A 13,635-nucleotide genomic window follows, 5' to 3' on the forward strand; every position below is an offset into this window, starting at 1 on the left:
GAGGCTTGCAGAAGCCATCGCAGGAGCACCGCAGGAGCGCACTTCAGTGCGCGATGAGGACTTCCCGGTAAAGCTCCATCGCGCACTGAAGTGCGCTCCTGCCTGCGTTCCTACGTGCGCTCCTATTACGAATCCGCTCGCGCCATGAACGCCTCGATCTCCTCGACGCTGCGTTCCAGTCCGCCGGTCAGCACGCGGTGGCCGTCGCCGGTGATCAGCACGTCGTCCTCGATGCGGATGCCGATGCCGCGCCAGCGCGCCTCCACGCTGCTGTCGTCCGGCGACACGTACAGGCCCGGCTCGATGGTGAACACCATGCCCGCCTCCAGCAGCCGCGATTCGCCGGCCAGCTTGTAGTCGCCCACGTCGTGCACGTCCAGGCCCAGCCAGTGCCCGGTCTTGTGCCGGTAGAAGCGCTTGTAATGGCCTTCGATCAGGTTCTCTTCCAGGTCGCCCTTCAGCAGCCCCAGCCGCAACAGGCCCTCGGTGAGCACCTCGACCGCGGCCAGGTGGCCTTCCTCGTAAGCGATGCCCGGCTGCGCCTGTTCCAGCGCCGCCGCCTGCGCGGCCAGCACCAGGTCGTGCAGGGCGCGCTGCTCGGCGCTGAAGCGGCCGTTGACCGGAAAGGTGCGGGTGATGTCACTGGCATAGCCGCGGTACTCGGCGCCGGCGTCGATCAGCACCAGATCGCCGTCGCGGCTGCCGCCGCCGTTGGCGCGGTAATGCAGCACGCAGGCGTTGGCGCCGGCGCCGACGATGCTGTTGTAGGCCGGCACCGCATCGTGGCGGCGGAACTCGCGTTCCAGCTCGGCCTGCAGCTCGTATTCGCCGATGCCGGCGCGCGCGGCGCGCATCGCCGCGCGGTGCGCGCGCACGCTGATGTCGGCGGCCTGCTGCATCAGCGCGATCTCGGCCGGCGACTTGAACAGGCGCTGCTCGTGCAGCAGGTGGCCCAGTTCCAGGAACTCGTGCGGCGGCTGCGCGCCGTGGCGCACCTGCGAGCGCACCCGGTTCACCCAGCCGATCAGCTTGAGGTCGAAATCGGCGTCGCGGCCGAAGTGGTAGTAGACCCGCGAACGGCCTTCGAGCAGGCCCGGCAGGATGTCGTCCAGGTCCTCGATCGGGTAGGCGTCGTCCATGCCGTAGCGCGCCACCGCGCCTTCCTGGCCTTCGCGCGGGCCGTCCCAGGCCTCGCGCTCGGCATCGCGCTCGCGGCAGAACAGGATCGTCTCGCCATGGCGGCGGCCGGGGATCAGCACCAGCACCGCTTCCGGCTCGGGGAAACCGCACAGGTACCAGAAGTCCGAGTCCTGCCGGTACGGGTAATGCGTGTCGTTGCTGCGCACGCGCTCGGGCGCGGCCGGCAGCACCAGGATGGCGTCGTCGCCGGCCGCCTCCATCAGCTGGCGGCGGCGGTGCGCGTACTCGGCGGGGGCGATGCCGGTCAGCGTGTGCATGGCGGCTCAGTTCAGGCGCTGGCGGTGGCGCGCGCCCATCACGCAGTCGCCGTGCAGCAGCAGCACCGCCACGCGCACGAATTCCTCGATCTCGGCCAGCGCGTCCTCGTCCTCGTCGGCGCTGTCGAACTCGTCGCTGGAGGCCTGCGCCAGCCGCGCCAGATCCTGCAGGGCTTCCTCGCCCTCCTCGCTCAGCGCCGGGCGCTTGCCCGCGGCCAGGCCGAAGCCGCCGAGGAACGCGCGGCACCAGTCGAACAGCGCGTCGGTGCGTTCCTGCAGCGTCGCCGCCGGCGCGGCCAGCACCAGTTCGAAGTCGAAATCGCGGTCTTCCAGCTGCGCCACCACGGCCTGGCGCAGGCGGTCGAGCGCACTGCCCGGCTCGGGCGTGGGCAGGTTGTCGTCGGCCAGCACCCTGGCCGGCCAGGCCGGCAGGTCGGCGCCGCCGGCGGCCAGCCAGCCGCACAGCCCACCGTGGAGTTCGGCCGGGGTGGCGCCGAGGTCCAGCGACTGGCTGGCCTGGAGGATGTCGTTGACGGCGGGAAGATCGGTCATGTCACCTGGGTCTGCGGAAGCGGGAAAGGCCCGCGCCGCGCGCGGCGCGGCAACGGCTGCACAGTGTAGCAACGGCGCCGTGCGCGCCATCTTGACCACCCCCGACGCGCATGCCTATCGTGCCGGGCATGGATGCCTTCGATCCCGCTGCCCAGTTGCAGGCCCTGGCCGCCCGCCTTGAACTGCTGTTCGAGCGCAACCGGCGCCTGGCCGAGGAAAACCGCAGCCTGCGCCAGCAGCAGGAACAGCTGGTGGCCGAACGCGCGCAGCTGCTGGCCAAGAACGAGCAGGCGCGCTCGCGCGTGGAAGCGATGATCACCCGCCTCAAATCGCTGGAGCAGCACACGTGAGCCAGAACGAGCCGGTCAGCGTCCGCATCCTCGACCGCGAATACACCGTCGGCGTGGAGCCGGCCGAACGCGACAGCCTCACCGCCGCCGCGCGCATGCTCGATGCGCGCATGCGCGAGATCCGCGGCAACAACCGCATGGCCGCGGTGGACCGGGTGGCGGTATTGGCCGCGCTCAACCTGGCCCACGAGCTGCACCTGATGCGCGATGAACTGGCGCAGCAACAGCAGCGTTTCCAGAGCGCGATGAACGAGCTCAACCGGCGCGTGGACGACGCCATCGACGACGCCCGCTGACGGCGCCGCATTCATCCGATGAACGGTCGCGTCCGCGTCGTGCGGACGGGCTGCCATGCGCGCGCAACCTCGTTATACTGGCGCCGCGTTCTCTGCCCTGAACGACGGCGTGTGCAAACATTCGCCTTGTCCCTTAATGACGACCACGGGGGCGCGACGGCACCGGGTGTGCAGGTCCGCCTTGCAGCGGGAAGCCCGATGGTTCCCCAGCGTCCCCACTTGAACCCCGGGTTCAAGGTCGTTTCGCACGCATCGTCATGGCGGAGAATGCAATTATTCCGGAACGGCGCCGCAAGGCGCCGTTCCTTTTTCCCTTCTCCCTCCGGGGTGAAGGCGTGTTGCCTGCGAACCATTGGTTCGCACACGCCTGAACGCCCGGCGCGCTGCGCCGGGCCGGGGCGCGGCGCGAGGTGACGCGAAGCGCCGGATGAGGGTACGGGCGAAGCCCCGTGACATTCGATTGCACGAGGCTTCGCCCGTACCCTCTCCCCAACCCCTCTCCCGAAGAGGGGCTTGAATGCTCCCTGCACGGAACCATCGATGACTTCCGACAACCGCCAGGACCTCCGCCGACACCTGCGCCAGCGCCGCCGCGACATCCCGGCCGCCGAACGCATCGCCGCCGCCGAGGCGCTGGCCGCCCGGCTGCTCGCCCTGCCCTTCGCCGATGTGTCCGGCCCGGTGGCCGGCTACTGGGCGCTGGACGGCGAGATCGCCCTGCACCGCTGGCAGATGCAGCTGCCCGCGCACCAGACCTACTGCCTGCCGGTGCTGCACGGCCGCTTGCTGCGTTTCGCACCGTGGCGGCCGGGGCAGCCGCTGCGCGCCAACCGCTACGGCATCCCCGAGCCGGACGTCGATCCGGAACGCGCGCTGCACGCGCAGGACATGGCGCTGGTGGTCGCGCCGCTGGTCGGCTTCGACCCACAGGGCCGGCGGCTGGGCATGGGGGGCGGCTGGTATGATCGCAGCTTCGCTTTCCGCCAGCGGCAGAGCGCGCCGCCCTGGCTGGTCGGCGCCGGCTTCGCCGCCCAGCAGGTGCCGGCGCTGCCGGTCGAGGACTGGGACGTGGCGGTGGATGCCATCTGCACCGAGCAGGCCACTCTCTACCCGGAACCGTCGCACGCATGACCGCCCGCAAGCGCTACTGGCTGATGAAGTCCGAACCGGACGCCTTTTCCATCGACGACCTGCAGCGCGTGGGCACCGAACCGTGGAACGGCGTGCGCAACTACCAGGCGCGCAATTTCATGCGCGACGGCATGAAGGTCGGCGACGGCATCCTGTTCTACCACTCCAACACCAAGGTGCCGGGCATCGTCGGCACCGCCACGGTGGCCAGCGAGGCCTACCCGGACGACACCCAGTTCGACCCGAAGTCCGATTACCACGACCCCAGGGCCAGCCGCGAACAGCCGCGCTGGTACCTGGTGGACGTGGCCTTCGAGCGCAAGCTGGCGCAGGTCATCCCGCTGGACGAGATCAAACAGCACACCGACGAACTGGGCGAAGGCTTCCCGCTGACCGCCAAGGGCAATCGCCTGTCGGTATTCCCGGTCACCGCCGCGCAGTGGAAGCTGCTGCTGGCGCTGGAAAAGAAGAAGCCGGCCTGATTCCTATCCTCCCGTAGGAGCGGCTTCGGCCGCGAACGGGCATTCCTGGGAACGCCCGATCGCGGCTGAAGCCGCTCCTACCGTACCGACACACGCACTCCTCCACCGCCATCGAGTCCACCATGTCCGAAGCCAAGCGCCTGGCCGCCGAAAAAGCCATCGAATACGTCCAGAAGGGAATGATCGTCGGGGTCGGCACCGGCTCCACCGTCGCCTACTTCATCGAGGCGCTGGCGCGCATCAAGGACCAGATCGAAGGCGCCGTGTCCAGCTCCGAGCAGAGCACCGCCCTGCTCAAGGGCCACGGCATCGAGGTGCTGGACCTGAACCACACCGGCGGCCTGTCGCTGTACGTGGACGGCGCCGACGAATGCGACCCGCGCAAGAACCTGATCAAGGGCGGTGGCGCCGCGCTGACCCGCGAGAAGATCATCGCCGAGGCCAGCAGGCAGTTCGTCTGCATCGTCGACCCGAGCAAGCAGGTGCCGGTGCTGGGCAAGTTCCCGCTGCCGGTGGAAGTGATCCCGATGGCGCGCAGCCTGGTGGCGCGCGAGATCCTGGCGCTCACCGGCGGCCAGCCGGTGTGGCGCGACGGCGTGGTCACCGACAACGGCAACCTGATCCTGGACGTGCACAACCTGTCCATCACCGACCCGGTGAAGCTGGAGCAGCAGCTCAACCAGATCCCGGGCGTGGTCACCGTGGGCCTGTTCGCACGGCGCCCGGCGGACGTGGTCATCGTCGGCGGCGAACCGCCGCAGGTGCTGTAAGCCCGCACACGCGACGACGGTTGCCACGGCGCCTCAGCCGGCCGTGGCGTCCAGCCAGGCCCGCCACTGCCGTTCCAGGGCGGGCAGATTGTCGGGCAGGCCGAACGCCGGGCCGGTGTCGGCCAGCCAGTCGTCGAAACGGCCGCCGGACGCGATGCGCCCGCTGAGGCTGCCCAGCACGCCCGGGCGCGCCGCGGCCGTGGCCTGCACCAGGAAATCGGCCCAGCCCTGCACCTGCGCGTAGTAGCGCGCGCCGGCCGCCGCGTCGCCGGCCTCGGCCGGGCTTCGGTAGACCAGGCTGACGCCCTTGGCGGCCGGCGCGGTCTGTCCGTCCGGGCGGGCCGGGTTGGCCATGGCCAGGAAGTCGGCAAGACCGGGCAGCGGATGGGCCGGATCGGCCCGCATGCCGCGCAGCATCCGCCGGCGGGGCGGCCAGCTCGTCGGCCTCCAGCAGCATCGCCGCCGCTTCGTTGAGCCAGTCCGGGCTGCGCGCATGGCCGTGCCCGGACGTCCTGCCCAGGTCGGGCCAGTAGGCGAGATTGAAGATCACATGCCCCAGCTCGTGGCGGGTCAGGTTGCGCCAGATCGCCTGGGCGATGGCCGGGTTGGCCGCGAGCAGGCGGCTGCCGGGATCGTCGGCCGCCACCGCCGACTGCCGCGCGGCCTGGAAGGCCTGCATGCCGGGCCAGTCGACCACCTGCGCGGCACCGGCGGCGACCAGCCGCGCGCGGTCGTCGGCACCGATGTCCTCCGGCGCATCCAGCAGCACGGCGAGCCGGCGGGTGGACGGGCGAAGTGACGCGAAGGCGTCGGCGCTGGCGGCCAGGTCGCCGGCCAGCAGGCGCACCTGCCCGGCATCGCGGCCGTAGACCCAGCCATGCGCGCCGGCCGCGCAGTGCTCCAGGCCGGGCAGCGGCGGGCAGCCCGCATCGGCCTGGGCATTGCCCGCGAGCAGCAGCAGGAACGGCACCAATGCAGCGGTAAGGGAACGGGAAAGAAGCATGCGCGCATCTCCGGACGGGATGCTTCCCTGACGCATCGAACCGGCGGATGTGTCCAGCCGCGCGCGATCGCGCGCCGCGCCGTCAGCGCGTGGACTTCCTGTCGGCCTGCGCCAGCGCCTTCACCAGCTCACCGACCAGTTCGCGCTGCCGCACCGGCAGGCCCAGGAAGGTGTCGATCACCGCGCGTTCGCGCGCGCCCACCGCGTTCCACTCGGCGCGGGCCTCGGCCACGCGCGGCGCATCGCCGAAACGCAGGGTCTGCGGCGCCACGCCGAACAGGTCGGCCAGCACCTGCAGCTTGTCCTGTTCGGGAATGGAACGACCGCCCAGCCAGCGCGAAGCGCTCTGGAAACTCACCGAACGCCCCGTGTAGCGCGCATTGAACAGGCGGAAGAGGATCGCCGGCCGCGGTTCGTAACCGGCCGCGCTCATCGCCTGTCCCAAGCGTCGGGAGAATTCGAAGCGTTCGTCGCTCATGGCCGGCAACGTTACGGACCACGCCCGTGACGAAATCACCAATCGCTTTCATTTGAATGAACTAATTGCTTTCATTTGCGCATGGACCCACGTGCGGCGCGTGCCAGGGCAGCGCCGCCCTGCCAAGGAGAAGCACCATGGAGCGTGTTCCCGTCGCCGGCACGGAAGCAGAACCCCTCATCCACGGCTACACGGATGTGGACTACCGGAGCCGCTACGCCGGCCTGTTGCGTCTGCACCCCATGCCGGCCGAAGCGATCGCCGAGCTGTGCCTGTTCCGCTTCTGGCTGGCCTGCCGCGCGCATGCCCATGCAGGCGCGGGACCGGCGCCGGCGCCGCCGCTGTACGTGCCGGCCGGCTGGGCGCCACCGCGACGGGCCGCCGGGCTGGACATCGACGGCACGCTCGGCGCCTGGTTCGGCCACCTGCTGGAAAGCCGCTTCGACCTGTACGACCGCTTCTTCCAGCTCGGCCGCCACCACGACGACCCGCTCGGCCTGGACGCCGCGGCGCTGGCGCTTTCCTGCCAGCTGTTCGTGCAGCCGTCCGCGGCCACGCGGGCGTGGCTGCGCGGGGAGGTGCGCGCGCTGTTCGCCGACCTGCTGGCCGCCTTCGCCGCCGCGCCGCCCGCACCGGCGCCGGATCGTGGCGGCGCTTGACGCCACCGCGCGCATCCGTGAAGGTGCGCAGCGCCTCCTTCACCCGTGGAACCCGCCATGTCCCTGCCGCGCCTCGCCGCCTGCCTGTCCCTGTTGCTGTTGCTCGGCGGCTGCGCCAGCGCCGGCGGGCACTGGGTGGAACTGGCCGGCACCCGCTACCAGGTGGAACTGGCCCAGGACGACGCCACCCGCGCGCGCGGGCTGATGTTCCGCGACCGCATGGACGCCGACCGCGGCATGCTGTTCATCCACGATCGCCTGGAACCGCAGGCGTACTGGATGAAGAACACCCGCATCCCGCTGGACATCCTCTACTTCGACGACGCCCGCCGGCTGGTCAGCCAGCAGCGCGACGTGCCGCCGTGCTCGGCCGGCGACGCCTGCCCGCCCTACCCCAGCTTCAAACCGGCGCGCTACGTGCTGGAACTCAACGCCGGCCAGGCGGCGAAGCTGAAACTGGAAGACGGCACCGAACTGGTGTTCGGCCCCGGCATCCCAAAGGCCAAATGACCTGCCCACGTAGGAGCGACTTCAGTCGCGAAGGGGCGTTACCAGGAAAGCCCCATCGCGACTGAAGTCGCTCCTACCGCGCATGCGCAGGCCGCACGCCTTGAACCGGCCGCGCTTTGCCGCCAGTCTTGGGCCATGTCCGACACACGCCTCACCCTGCCGCACTGGGATGCGCTGGCCGAGCTGGCCGACGACGCACTGCCCTTGCTGCCCACCGCGCTGCTGATCGCACGCGACGAATACCCGGAGCTGGACCCGGCCCGCTGCGACCGCCTGCTGCAGGCCCACGCCGACCACCTGCGGGTGGAAGTGGCCGCCATCGCCGAGTGGCCGCTGAAGGTCGCCGCCATCAACCACCACCTGTTCAACGAACTGGGCTACAGCGGCAACCACGACGCCTATTACGACCCGCGCAACAGCTACCTCAACGAAGTGGTCACGCGCCGGCTCGGCAACCCGATCTCGCTGGCGCTGGTGCAGATGGAAGTCTCGCGCCGGCTCGGCCTGCCGCTGGAAGGCATTTCCTTCCCCGGCCACTTCCTGGTGCGGCTGCCGGTGGAAGAAGGCGTGCTGGTCATGGACCCGTTCAACGGCGGCCGCCCGCTGGGCGTGGACGAACTGCGCGAGCGCGCGCGCAGCAACCTCGGCGGCGAGACGCCCGACGACCAGGTGCTGGCGCAGATCCTGGACCCGGCGCCGGCGCGCGCGATCCTGATGCGCATGCTTCGCAACCTGTACGGCGTCTACGCCGAACGCGAGGAATGGGACCGCGCCGCGCGCAGCGCCGACCGCATCCTCAAGCTCGCGCCGGAGCAGAACGATGCGCTGCGCGACCGCGGCCTGGCCTACCTGCGCCTGGACCACCTGGCCGGCGCGCGCGCGGACCTGTCGCTGTACCTGCGGCGCGAACCCGATGCCGCCGACGCCGCGCAGGTGCGCGAACGCCTGATCGATCTCGGCGGCGAACGGCCGCAGCTGCATTGACCTTGGCATGCGCGGCCTGGCCCGCAGGCCTCATTGACGTTATGCATGTGGGGCCTGCCCCGTGCTGCATTGACCTGTAGATGCGGGGCTTGCCCCGCATGCGGCGTCACCGGAAACGCCCGTGCGGGGCAAGCCCCGCACCTGCGGCATCCCGGCGCCGGCCGGACTCAGTCCAGCTCCACCATCTCGAAATCGTCCTTGGTCGTGCCGCAATCCGGGCAGGTCCAGGTCTCCGGCACGTCTTCCCAGCGCGTGCCCGGGGCGATGCCCTCTTCGGGCAGGCCGTCAGCTTCGCGGTAGATGAAGCCGCAGACGACGCACATCCAGGTGCGGAAAGTGGAGGCGGAAGCGTCGGACATTGGATAATCACGGCAACACAGGGGCGGCCGCAGATTGTCCCATTCCCGCCGCCGTACAGGTAGCCATCCATGCCCCACCCCATGCCCGCCGCCCGCGGCGTCTATCTGATCACCCCCGACGAAACCGACACCGCGCGCCTGCTCGAACGCACGCGGCCGCTGCTCGCCGCCGGCGCCACCTGGCTGCAGTACCGCAACAAGGCGGTCGATGCCGCCACCGCCCATGAACAGGCGCAGGCGCTGCAGGCCCTGTGCGCCGCCGCTGGCGTGCCGCTGATCGTCAACGACGATGCCGCGCTGGCCGCGGCTATCGGCGCGGCCGGCGTGCATCTGGGCGAGGACGACGGCGACATCGCCGCGGCGCGCGCCCTGCTCGGCGCGGACGCGATCGTCGGCGCATCCTGCTACGACCAGATCGGGCTGGCGCAGCGCGCGGTGGCCGCCGGCGCCAGCTACGTCGCCTTCGGCGCGTTCTTTCCCAGCCGCAGCAAGGCCACCACGCGGCGCGCGCACCCGTCGCTGCTGGGCGAGGCCGCGGCGCTGGGGGTGCCGCGCGTGGCCATCGGCGGCCTGACCGCGGACAACGCCGCGCCGTTGGTCGCCGCCGGCGCCGATTTGCTGGCGGTCATCAGCGGCGTGTATGCCGCCGCCGACCCGGTGGCGGCGCTGCGCGGCTACCAGGCGTGTTTTTCTCCGCGCTGAGCGGCCGCGGCGCGTTGCTTCCCCGATACCGTCGAGGGGCAGCGCCCGACGGCGAAGCCCCGGGGTTTCGCCGCGTACCCTCACCCCAACCCCTCTCCCATCGGGAGAGGGGCTTGAGCAGCTCGGCCGGATTGCCGGGCTGCACCGCCAAGCCTTCCGAAGGGTCGGCCGAAGGATGCGTCGCCTGCTGAGGTTTCCGGAAGAACGGATGCAGGCGCGGTGGACGCTTCTGATAGCAGAGCGCCACGGACTTCACCGTGCTCCCTCACCCCAACCCCGCTCCGCGCCCCGGCCCACGCCAGCGGCGTGGGCGCTCGAAGGCGCGCGCCCGTGGCGCGCAGACCGTGCCCTCCCACCCCATGGGGAGAGGGGCTTGAGCAGCGCTTACTCCAGCGCCGCCTTGACCGCCGCCGGGTCGGCCAGGGCCTGCACCTCGCGGATCAGGCGCACGGTGTTGCCGCCGAGGATGGCGCTGATCTGCCGCTCGTCGTAGCCGGCGTCGAGCAGGGCCTGCACCACCTTGGGCAGCGCGGCGATGTCTTCGTAGCCGTCCACGCCGCCACCGCCGTCCCAGTCCGCGCCCAGGCCCACGTGCTCCCAGCCGGCCACCTTGATGATGTGCAGCAGGTGGCGCATGTAGTCGTCGAAATCGGCCTTGCGGATGTTGTACTTCGCGTCCAGCTCGGCCAGACGCGCCTTGAGCTGCGCGCGCTCGGCGTCGCCCAGGTCGTCGCGGCCGCCGAAGGATTCGTAGAGCCTGCGCCGCTCGGCGCGGTACTCAGGGGTGGCGCCGGTGTCGATCAGGTAGCCGCCCAGCGAGTTCACCTGGATCACGCCGCCCTTCTTCGACAGCGCGCGGATGCGCGCATCGTCGATGTTGCGCGAGTGCGCGAATACGTCGTAGGCGCCGCTGTGCGAAAGGATGATCGGCGCCTTGCTCAGTTCCAGCATCTGGTCGAACACCGTGTTGGACGCGTGCGACTGGTCGATGATGATGCCCAGCCGGTTGGCTTCGGCGATCATCGCCTTGCCCTTCTCGCTCAGGCCGCCGTGCTCGCCTTCCGGGGCCACGCCCATGCCGGCCGAATCGGCGAAATCGTTGTGGCTGATGTGCGCCAGCGAAATCATGCGCAGCCCCTGCCTGTAATAGAAACTCAGCAGGCTGGGGTCGTACTCCAGCGGGTAGGCGTTCTCCATGCTGATGTAGACCGATTTCTTCCCGGCCGCCTTGATGCGCGCCGCATCGTCGGCGGTGGTGGCCAGTTCGAACTTGTCCGGGTTGGCCGCGACCATCTCGCGGATCTCGGACAGGCGCCGGAGGCCGGCGTCGCGCGCCTTCAGGTTGCCGGCCGCGTCGCGTTCGCCCTGGCCGGTGAACACCACCCAGAAGCCGCCATCCAGCCCGCCCTCGACCATGCGCGGGTAGTCGATCTGCGAGCCGTCGTCCTGGAAGGCATGGCGGTCGGTGATCTTCCAGCCCGGCTTGGAGAACAGCGCCGGCGTGTCCAGGTGGGTGTCCAGGTTGATCGCCCTGGCCTGGATGGCGCGCGCGCGCTCGGAAATCTCCGCCGGGCCGGTACCGGCCTGGGCGGTGGCGGCGAAGGCCAGCAGCAGCGCGGTCGACAGCGCGCCGGCCTTGAACGTCGTATCGAACTTCATGGCTCTCCCTTCGGGACGGATCGTCCCGCATTCTTGCACGCGTGCCGCGCGCCCTTGCAGGCCATTGGTCATGCATGCCCCAGCGCATGGCGGCGCCCGGCGCGAAAGCGGACAATGGGCGCATTCTTTCGTTGACCCCGTGCCTGCCATGTCCCTGAACCACGACCAGTCCCACGCCCTGTTCGCCCGCGCCCAGCAGTTGTTGCCCGGCGGCGTCAACTCGCCGGTGCGCGCGTTCAAGTCGGTCGGCGGCGAGCCGTTCTTCGTGCAGCGCGCCGACGGCGCCTGCCTGTTCGACGTGGACGGCAACCGCTACATCGACTATGTCGGCTCGTGGGGCCCGATGATCGTCGGCCACAACCACCCGGCGGTGCGCGAAGCGGTGCAGCAGGCCATCGGCAACGGCCTGTCGTTCGGCGCGCCGTGCGCGGCCGAGGTGACGATGGCGGAAACCATCACCCGTTTGGTGCCCTCGTGCGAAATGGTGCGCATGGTCAACTCCGGCACCGAGGCCACGCTGTCGGCGATCCGCCTGGCGCGCGGCGCCACCGGCCGCAACCGCATCGTCAAGTTCGAGGGCTGCTACCACGGCCACGGCGATTCGTTCCTGGTCAAGGCCGGCAGCGGCATGCTGACCCTGGGCGTGCCGACCTCGCCGGGCGTGCCGGCCGGCCTGAGCGAACTCACCCTTACCCTGCCCTACAACGATTTCGACGCCGCCACCGCGCTGTTCGAGCAGCAGGGCGGCGAGATCGCCGGCCTGATCATCGAGCCGGTGGTCGGCAACGCCAACTGCATCCCGCCGCGCGAGGGCTACCTGCAGCACCTGCGCGCGCTGTGCACGAAGCATGGCGCGCTGCTGATCTTCGACGAGGTGATGACCGGCTTCCGCGTGGCGCTGGGCGGCGCGCAGGCGCACTACGGCATCACCCCGGACCTGACCACCTTCGGCAAGATCATCGGCGGCGGCATGCCGGTGGGCGCCTACGGCGGGCGCCGCGAGCTGATGCAGCAGATCGCGCCGGCCGGCCCGATCTACCAGGCCGGCACGCTCAGCGGCAACCCGGTGGCGATGGCCGCCGGCCTGGCGATGCTGCAGCTGATCCAGCAGCCGGGTTTCCACGATGCGCTGGCCGCGCGCACCGCGCGCCTGTGCGAGGGCCTGGAAGCGGCCGCGCGCGAAGCCGGCGTCGCCGTCACCACCAACCGCGTCGGCGCGATGTTCGGCCTGTTCTTCACCGACGAGAAGGTGGAGACCTACGCCCAGGCCACCGCCTGCGACATCCCCGCGTTCAACCGCTTCTTCCACGCGATGCTGGAGCGCGGCGTGTTCCTGGCGCCGTCGGCCTACGAGGCCGGCTTCCTGTCCAGCGCGCACGACGACGCGGTGATCGACGCCACCCTGGCCGCCGCGCGCGAGGCGTTCAAGGTGGTCGCCGGCTGATGCTTCCGTAGATGCGGGGCTCGCCCCGCATGGGCCTTCCAGACCAGCGCCCGTGCCGGGCAAGCCCGGCACCTGCGGTGCGTGCGTGAAAGCCCATCGCGCACTGAAGTGCGTTCCTACAGAGCGCTGCCCCTGCCCATGATCCACGCCCTGCTGCTCGACTTCGACGGCCTGCTCGCCGACTACGACCATTCGCGCCATCTGCGGCATCTGGCGGACGCGGCCGGCTGCGCGCCGGCGCAGATCGACGCGCTGCTGCGCGGCGAGGGCCTGGAGCTGGCGCACGCGCGTGGCGAACTGGACGGCGATGCGCTGCTGAAAGCCTTGAACGGGCATCTCGGCAGCCGGCTCTCCGCTGCCGACTGGTCCGCCGCGCGTACCCACGCCAGCGCCCTGCGCCGCGACACGCTCGCCCTGCAGCGGCTGCGCGCGGATGCGGATGCGCGCGTCGCCGTGCTGACCAACAACGGCCCCCTGAGCGCGGCCGCCATCGTCGCGCTGCTGCCCGGCATCGAGGTGCTGTGCAGCGCCGCGCTGGGCGTGCGCAAGCCCGACCCGCGCATCTACCTGGCCGCGACCGACAGGCTCGGCAGCGCGCCGGCGCGCACGCTGTTCGTTGACCACCTGTTCCGCCACGTGCAGGGCGCACGCGCTGCCGGCCTGCACGCCGACACCGCGCACCACACCCAGTCACTGCGCCGCGTCCTGCGCCGTCACCACCTGCTCTGAACGGCAGCCACGACGCACGACACCGTGATCACATGCCGTGATCGCGCCGGACAACGCCGGCGCGATCCTC

18 protein-coding genes and 1 other RNA gene are annotated in these 13,635 nt (G+C 70.7%); 13 read left to right on the forward strand and 6 right to left on the reverse strand.

Going from position 1 to position 13,635, the window contains the following annotated elements:
* Positions 1-125: 125 nt before the first annotated feature.
* Both pepP and ABTV91_RS16230 read right to left on the reverse strand, forming a co-directional pair.
* Positions 126-1,457: a Xaa-Pro aminopeptidase gene (gene pepP / locus ABTV91_RS16225; RefSeq protein WP_433852345.1), complete on the reverse strand. Its 1,332-nt coding sequence runs from the start codon at positions 1,455-1,457 to the stop codon at positions 126-128.
* A gap of 6 nt (positions 1,458-1,463) precedes the next feature.
* A complete protein-coding gene (locus ABTV91_RS16230) occupies positions 1,464-2,009 on the reverse strand; it encodes a YecA family protein (RefSeq protein ID WP_433852346.1) in 546 nt (181 codons plus the stop codon).
* A gap of 128 nt (positions 2,010-2,137) precedes the next feature.
* On the opposite strand from ABTV91_RS16230, the gene ABTV91_RS16235 reads away from it, so the two are divergent.
* The 6 genes from ABTV91_RS16235 to rpiA all read left to right on the forward strand — a co-directional run bounded on the left by ABTV91_RS16235 (position 2,138) and on the right by rpiA (position 5,038).
* Positions 2,138-2,359 (forward strand): TIGR02449 family protein, encoded by a 222-nt coding sequence (locus ABTV91_RS16235; protein WP_433854210.1) that lies wholly within the window; start codon positions 2,138-2,140, stop codon positions 2,357-2,359.
* Entirely contained in the window at positions 2,356-2,655 is a 300-nt protein-coding gene (locus tag ABTV91_RS16240) for a cell division protein ZapA (protein WP_433852347.1), read from the forward strand. The genes ABTV91_RS16235 and ABTV91_RS16240 overlap by 4 nt, the downstream gene beginning before the upstream one ends.
* An 86-nt stretch (positions 2,656-2,741) precedes the next feature.
* Positions 2,742-2,926, forward strand: a non-coding RNA gene (gene ssrS, locus ABTV91_RS16245) — 6S RNA.
* Positions 2,927-3,195: 269 nt separating this feature from the next.
* Positions 3,196-3,786 carry a 5-formyltetrahydrofolate cyclo-ligase gene (locus ABTV91_RS16250; protein ID WP_433852348.1) on the forward strand — a complete coding sequence of 197 codons (591 nt, stop codon included), beginning with the start codon at positions 3,196-3,198 and terminating at the stop codon, positions 3,784-3,786.
* A complete protein-coding gene (locus ABTV91_RS16255; RefSeq protein WP_433852349.1) occupies positions 3,783-4,268 on the forward strand; it encodes an EVE domain-containing protein in 486 nt (161 codons plus the stop codon). Before ABTV91_RS16250 ends, ABTV91_RS16255 begins: the two co-directional genes overlap by 4 nt.
* 122 nt (positions 4,269-4,390) lie before the next feature.
* The gene (gene rpiA, locus ABTV91_RS16260; RefSeq protein ID WP_433852350.1) at positions 4,391-5,038 is read left to right on the forward strand and encodes a ribose-5-phosphate isomerase RpiA; all 648 of its coding nucleotides are present in this window, start codon (positions 4,391-4,393) and stop codon (positions 5,036-5,038) included.
* A 33-nt stretch (positions 5,039-5,071) separates the two neighbouring features.
* On the opposite strand, the gene ABTV91_RS16265 is transcribed toward rpiA, so the two are convergent.
* Positions 5,072-5,443 carry a hypothetical protein gene (locus ABTV91_RS16265; protein ID WP_433852351.1) on the reverse strand — a complete coding sequence of 124 codons (372 nt, stop codon included), beginning with the start codon at positions 5,441-5,443 and terminating at the stop codon, positions 5,072-5,074.
* Between ABTV91_RS16265 and ABTV91_RS16270 the strand changes: the two genes are divergently transcribed.
* Positions 5,442-5,837: a hypothetical protein gene (locus ABTV91_RS16270; protein WP_433852352.1), complete on the forward strand. Its 396-nt coding sequence runs from the start codon at positions 5,442-5,444 to the stop codon at positions 5,835-5,837. The two genes, ABTV91_RS16265 and ABTV91_RS16270, sit on opposite strands and share 2 nt — an antisense overlap.
* A 286-nt stretch (positions 5,838-6,123) precedes the next feature.
* On the opposite strand, the gene ABTV91_RS16275 is transcribed toward ABTV91_RS16270, so the two are convergent.
* Positions 6,124-6,519, reverse strand: a complete 396-nt coding sequence (locus tag ABTV91_RS16275; RefSeq protein ID WP_433852353.1) for a hypothetical protein — start codon at positions 6,517-6,519, stop codon at positions 6,124-6,126.
* A gap of 137 nt (positions 6,520-6,656) precedes the next feature.
* On the opposite strand from ABTV91_RS16275, the gene ABTV91_RS16280 reads away from it, so the two are divergent.
* From ABTV91_RS16280 to ABTV91_RS16290, 3 genes are all read left to right on the forward strand, one after another.
* Positions 6,657-7,178 carry a hypothetical protein gene (locus tag ABTV91_RS16280; RefSeq protein WP_433852354.1) on the forward strand — a complete coding sequence of 174 codons (522 nt, stop codon included), beginning with the start codon at positions 6,657-6,659 and terminating at the stop codon, positions 7,176-7,178.
* Positions 7,179-7,235: 57 nt separating this feature from the next.
* Positions 7,236-7,688, forward strand: coding sequence for a DUF192 domain-containing protein (locus ABTV91_RS16285; protein WP_433852355.1), 453 nt, complete (start codon positions 7,236-7,238; stop codon positions 7,686-7,688).
* 135 nt (positions 7,689-7,823) lie between these two features.
* On the forward strand, positions 7,824-8,672 hold the full coding sequence (locus ABTV91_RS16290; RefSeq protein ID WP_433852356.1) for a SirB1 family protein: 849 nt from the start codon (positions 7,824-7,826) through the stop codon (positions 8,670-8,672).
* A 167-nt stretch (positions 8,673-8,839) separates the two neighbouring features.
* Here ABTV91_RS16290 and ABTV91_RS16295 read toward each other — a convergent pair whose 3' ends face one another.
* A complete protein-coding gene (locus ABTV91_RS16295; protein ID WP_433852357.1) occupies positions 8,840-9,031 on the reverse strand; it encodes a rubredoxin in 192 nt (63 codons plus the stop codon).
* A gap of 69 nt (positions 9,032-9,100) precedes the next feature.
* Between ABTV91_RS16295 and thiE the strand changes: the two genes are divergently transcribed.
* Positions 9,101-9,733 (forward strand): thiamine phosphate synthase, encoded by a 633-nt coding sequence (thiE, locus tag ABTV91_RS16300; protein WP_433852358.1) that lies wholly within the window; start codon positions 9,101-9,103, stop codon positions 9,731-9,733.
* Between the two features lie 384 nt (positions 9,734-10,117).
* Here thiE and ABTV91_RS16305 read toward each other — a convergent pair whose 3' ends face one another.
* The gene (locus tag ABTV91_RS16305; RefSeq protein ID WP_433852359.1) at positions 10,118-11,392 is read right to left on the reverse strand and encodes a dipeptidase; all 1,275 of its coding nucleotides are present in this window, start codon (positions 11,390-11,392) and stop codon (positions 10,118-10,120) included.
* Between the two features lie 154 nt (positions 11,393-11,546).
* Between ABTV91_RS16305 and hemL the strand changes: the two genes are divergently transcribed.
* Positions 11,547-12,836, forward strand: a complete 1,290-nt coding sequence (gene hemL, locus ABTV91_RS16310) for a glutamate-1-semialdehyde 2,1-aminomutase (protein ID WP_433854211.1) — start codon at positions 11,547-11,549, stop codon at positions 12,834-12,836.
* 138 nt (positions 12,837-12,974) lie between these two features.
* Complete coding sequence (locus tag ABTV91_RS16315) at positions 12,975-13,565, forward strand: HAD-IA family hydrolase (RefSeq protein ID WP_433852360.1); 591 nt, start codon at positions 12,975-12,977, stop codon at positions 13,563-13,565.
* Positions 13,566-13,635 lie beyond the last annotated feature (70 nt).

The sequence above is a fragment of the Stenotrophomonas nitritireducens genome (assembly GCF_050984405.1).
Taxonomy (GTDB): domain Bacteria; phylum Pseudomonadota; class Gammaproteobacteria; order Xanthomonadales; family Xanthomonadaceae; genus Stenotrophomonas; species Stenotrophomonas nitritireducens_B.

Excerpts from the sequence above, each read along its gene's own strand:
- pepP (WP_433852345.1), bottom strand. The coding sequence starts at position 1,457 with ATGCACACGCTGACCGGCATCGCCCCCGCCGAGTACGCGCACCGCCGC.
- ABTV91_RS16230 (WP_433852346.1), bottom strand. The coding sequence starts at position 2,009 with ATGACCGATCTTCCCGCCGTCAACGACATCCTCCAGGCCAGCCAGTCG.
- ABTV91_RS16235 (WP_433854210.1), top strand. The coding sequence starts at position 2,138 with ATGGATGCCTTCGATCCCGCTGCCCAGTTGCAGGCCCTGGCCGCCCGC.
- ABTV91_RS16250 (WP_433852348.1), top strand. The coding sequence starts at position 3,196 with ATGACTTCCGACAACCGCCAGGACCTCCGCCGACACCTGCGCCAGCGC.
- ABTV91_RS16255 (WP_433852349.1), top strand. The coding sequence starts at position 3,783 with ATGACCGCCCGCAAGCGCTACTGGCTGATGAAGTCCGAACCGGACGCC.
- rpiA (WP_433852350.1), top strand. The coding sequence starts at position 4,391 with ATGTCCGAAGCCAAGCGCCTGGCCGCCGAAAAAGCCATCGAATACGTC.
- ABTV91_RS16270 (WP_433852352.1), top strand. The coding sequence starts at position 5,442 with ATGCCGCGCAGCATCCGCCGGCGGGGCGGCCAGCTCGTCGGCCTCCAG.
- ABTV91_RS16265 (WP_433852351.1), bottom strand. The coding sequence starts at position 5,443 with ATGCGGGCCGATCCGGCCCATCCGCTGCCCGGTCTTGCCGACTTCCTG.
- ABTV91_RS16275 (WP_433852353.1), bottom strand. The coding sequence starts at position 6,519 with ATGAGCGACGAACGCTTCGAATTCTCCCGACGCTTGGGACAGGCGATG.
- ABTV91_RS16280 (WP_433852354.1), top strand. The coding sequence starts at position 6,657 with ATGGAGCGTGTTCCCGTCGCCGGCACGGAAGCAGAACCCCTCATCCAC.
- ABTV91_RS16285 (WP_433852355.1), top strand. The coding sequence starts at position 7,236 with ATGTCCCTGCCGCGCCTCGCCGCCTGCCTGTCCCTGTTGCTGTTGCTC.
- ABTV91_RS16290 (WP_433852356.1), top strand. The coding sequence starts at position 7,824 with ATGTCCGACACACGCCTCACCCTGCCGCACTGGGATGCGCTGGCCGAG.
- ABTV91_RS16295 (WP_433852357.1), bottom strand. The coding sequence starts at position 9,031 with ATGTCCGACGCTTCCGCCTCCACTTTCCGCACCTGGATGTGCGTCGTC.
- thiE (WP_433852358.1), top strand. The coding sequence starts at position 9,101 with ATGCCCCACCCCATGCCCGCCGCCCGCGGCGTCTATCTGATCACCCCC.
- ABTV91_RS16305 (WP_433852359.1), bottom strand. The coding sequence starts at position 11,392 with ATGAAGTTCGATACGACGTTCAAGGCCGGCGCGCTGTCGACCGCGCTG.
- ABTV91_RS16315 (WP_433852360.1), top strand. The coding sequence starts at position 12,975 with ATGATCCACGCCCTGCTGCTCGACTTCGACGGCCTGCTCGCCGACTAC.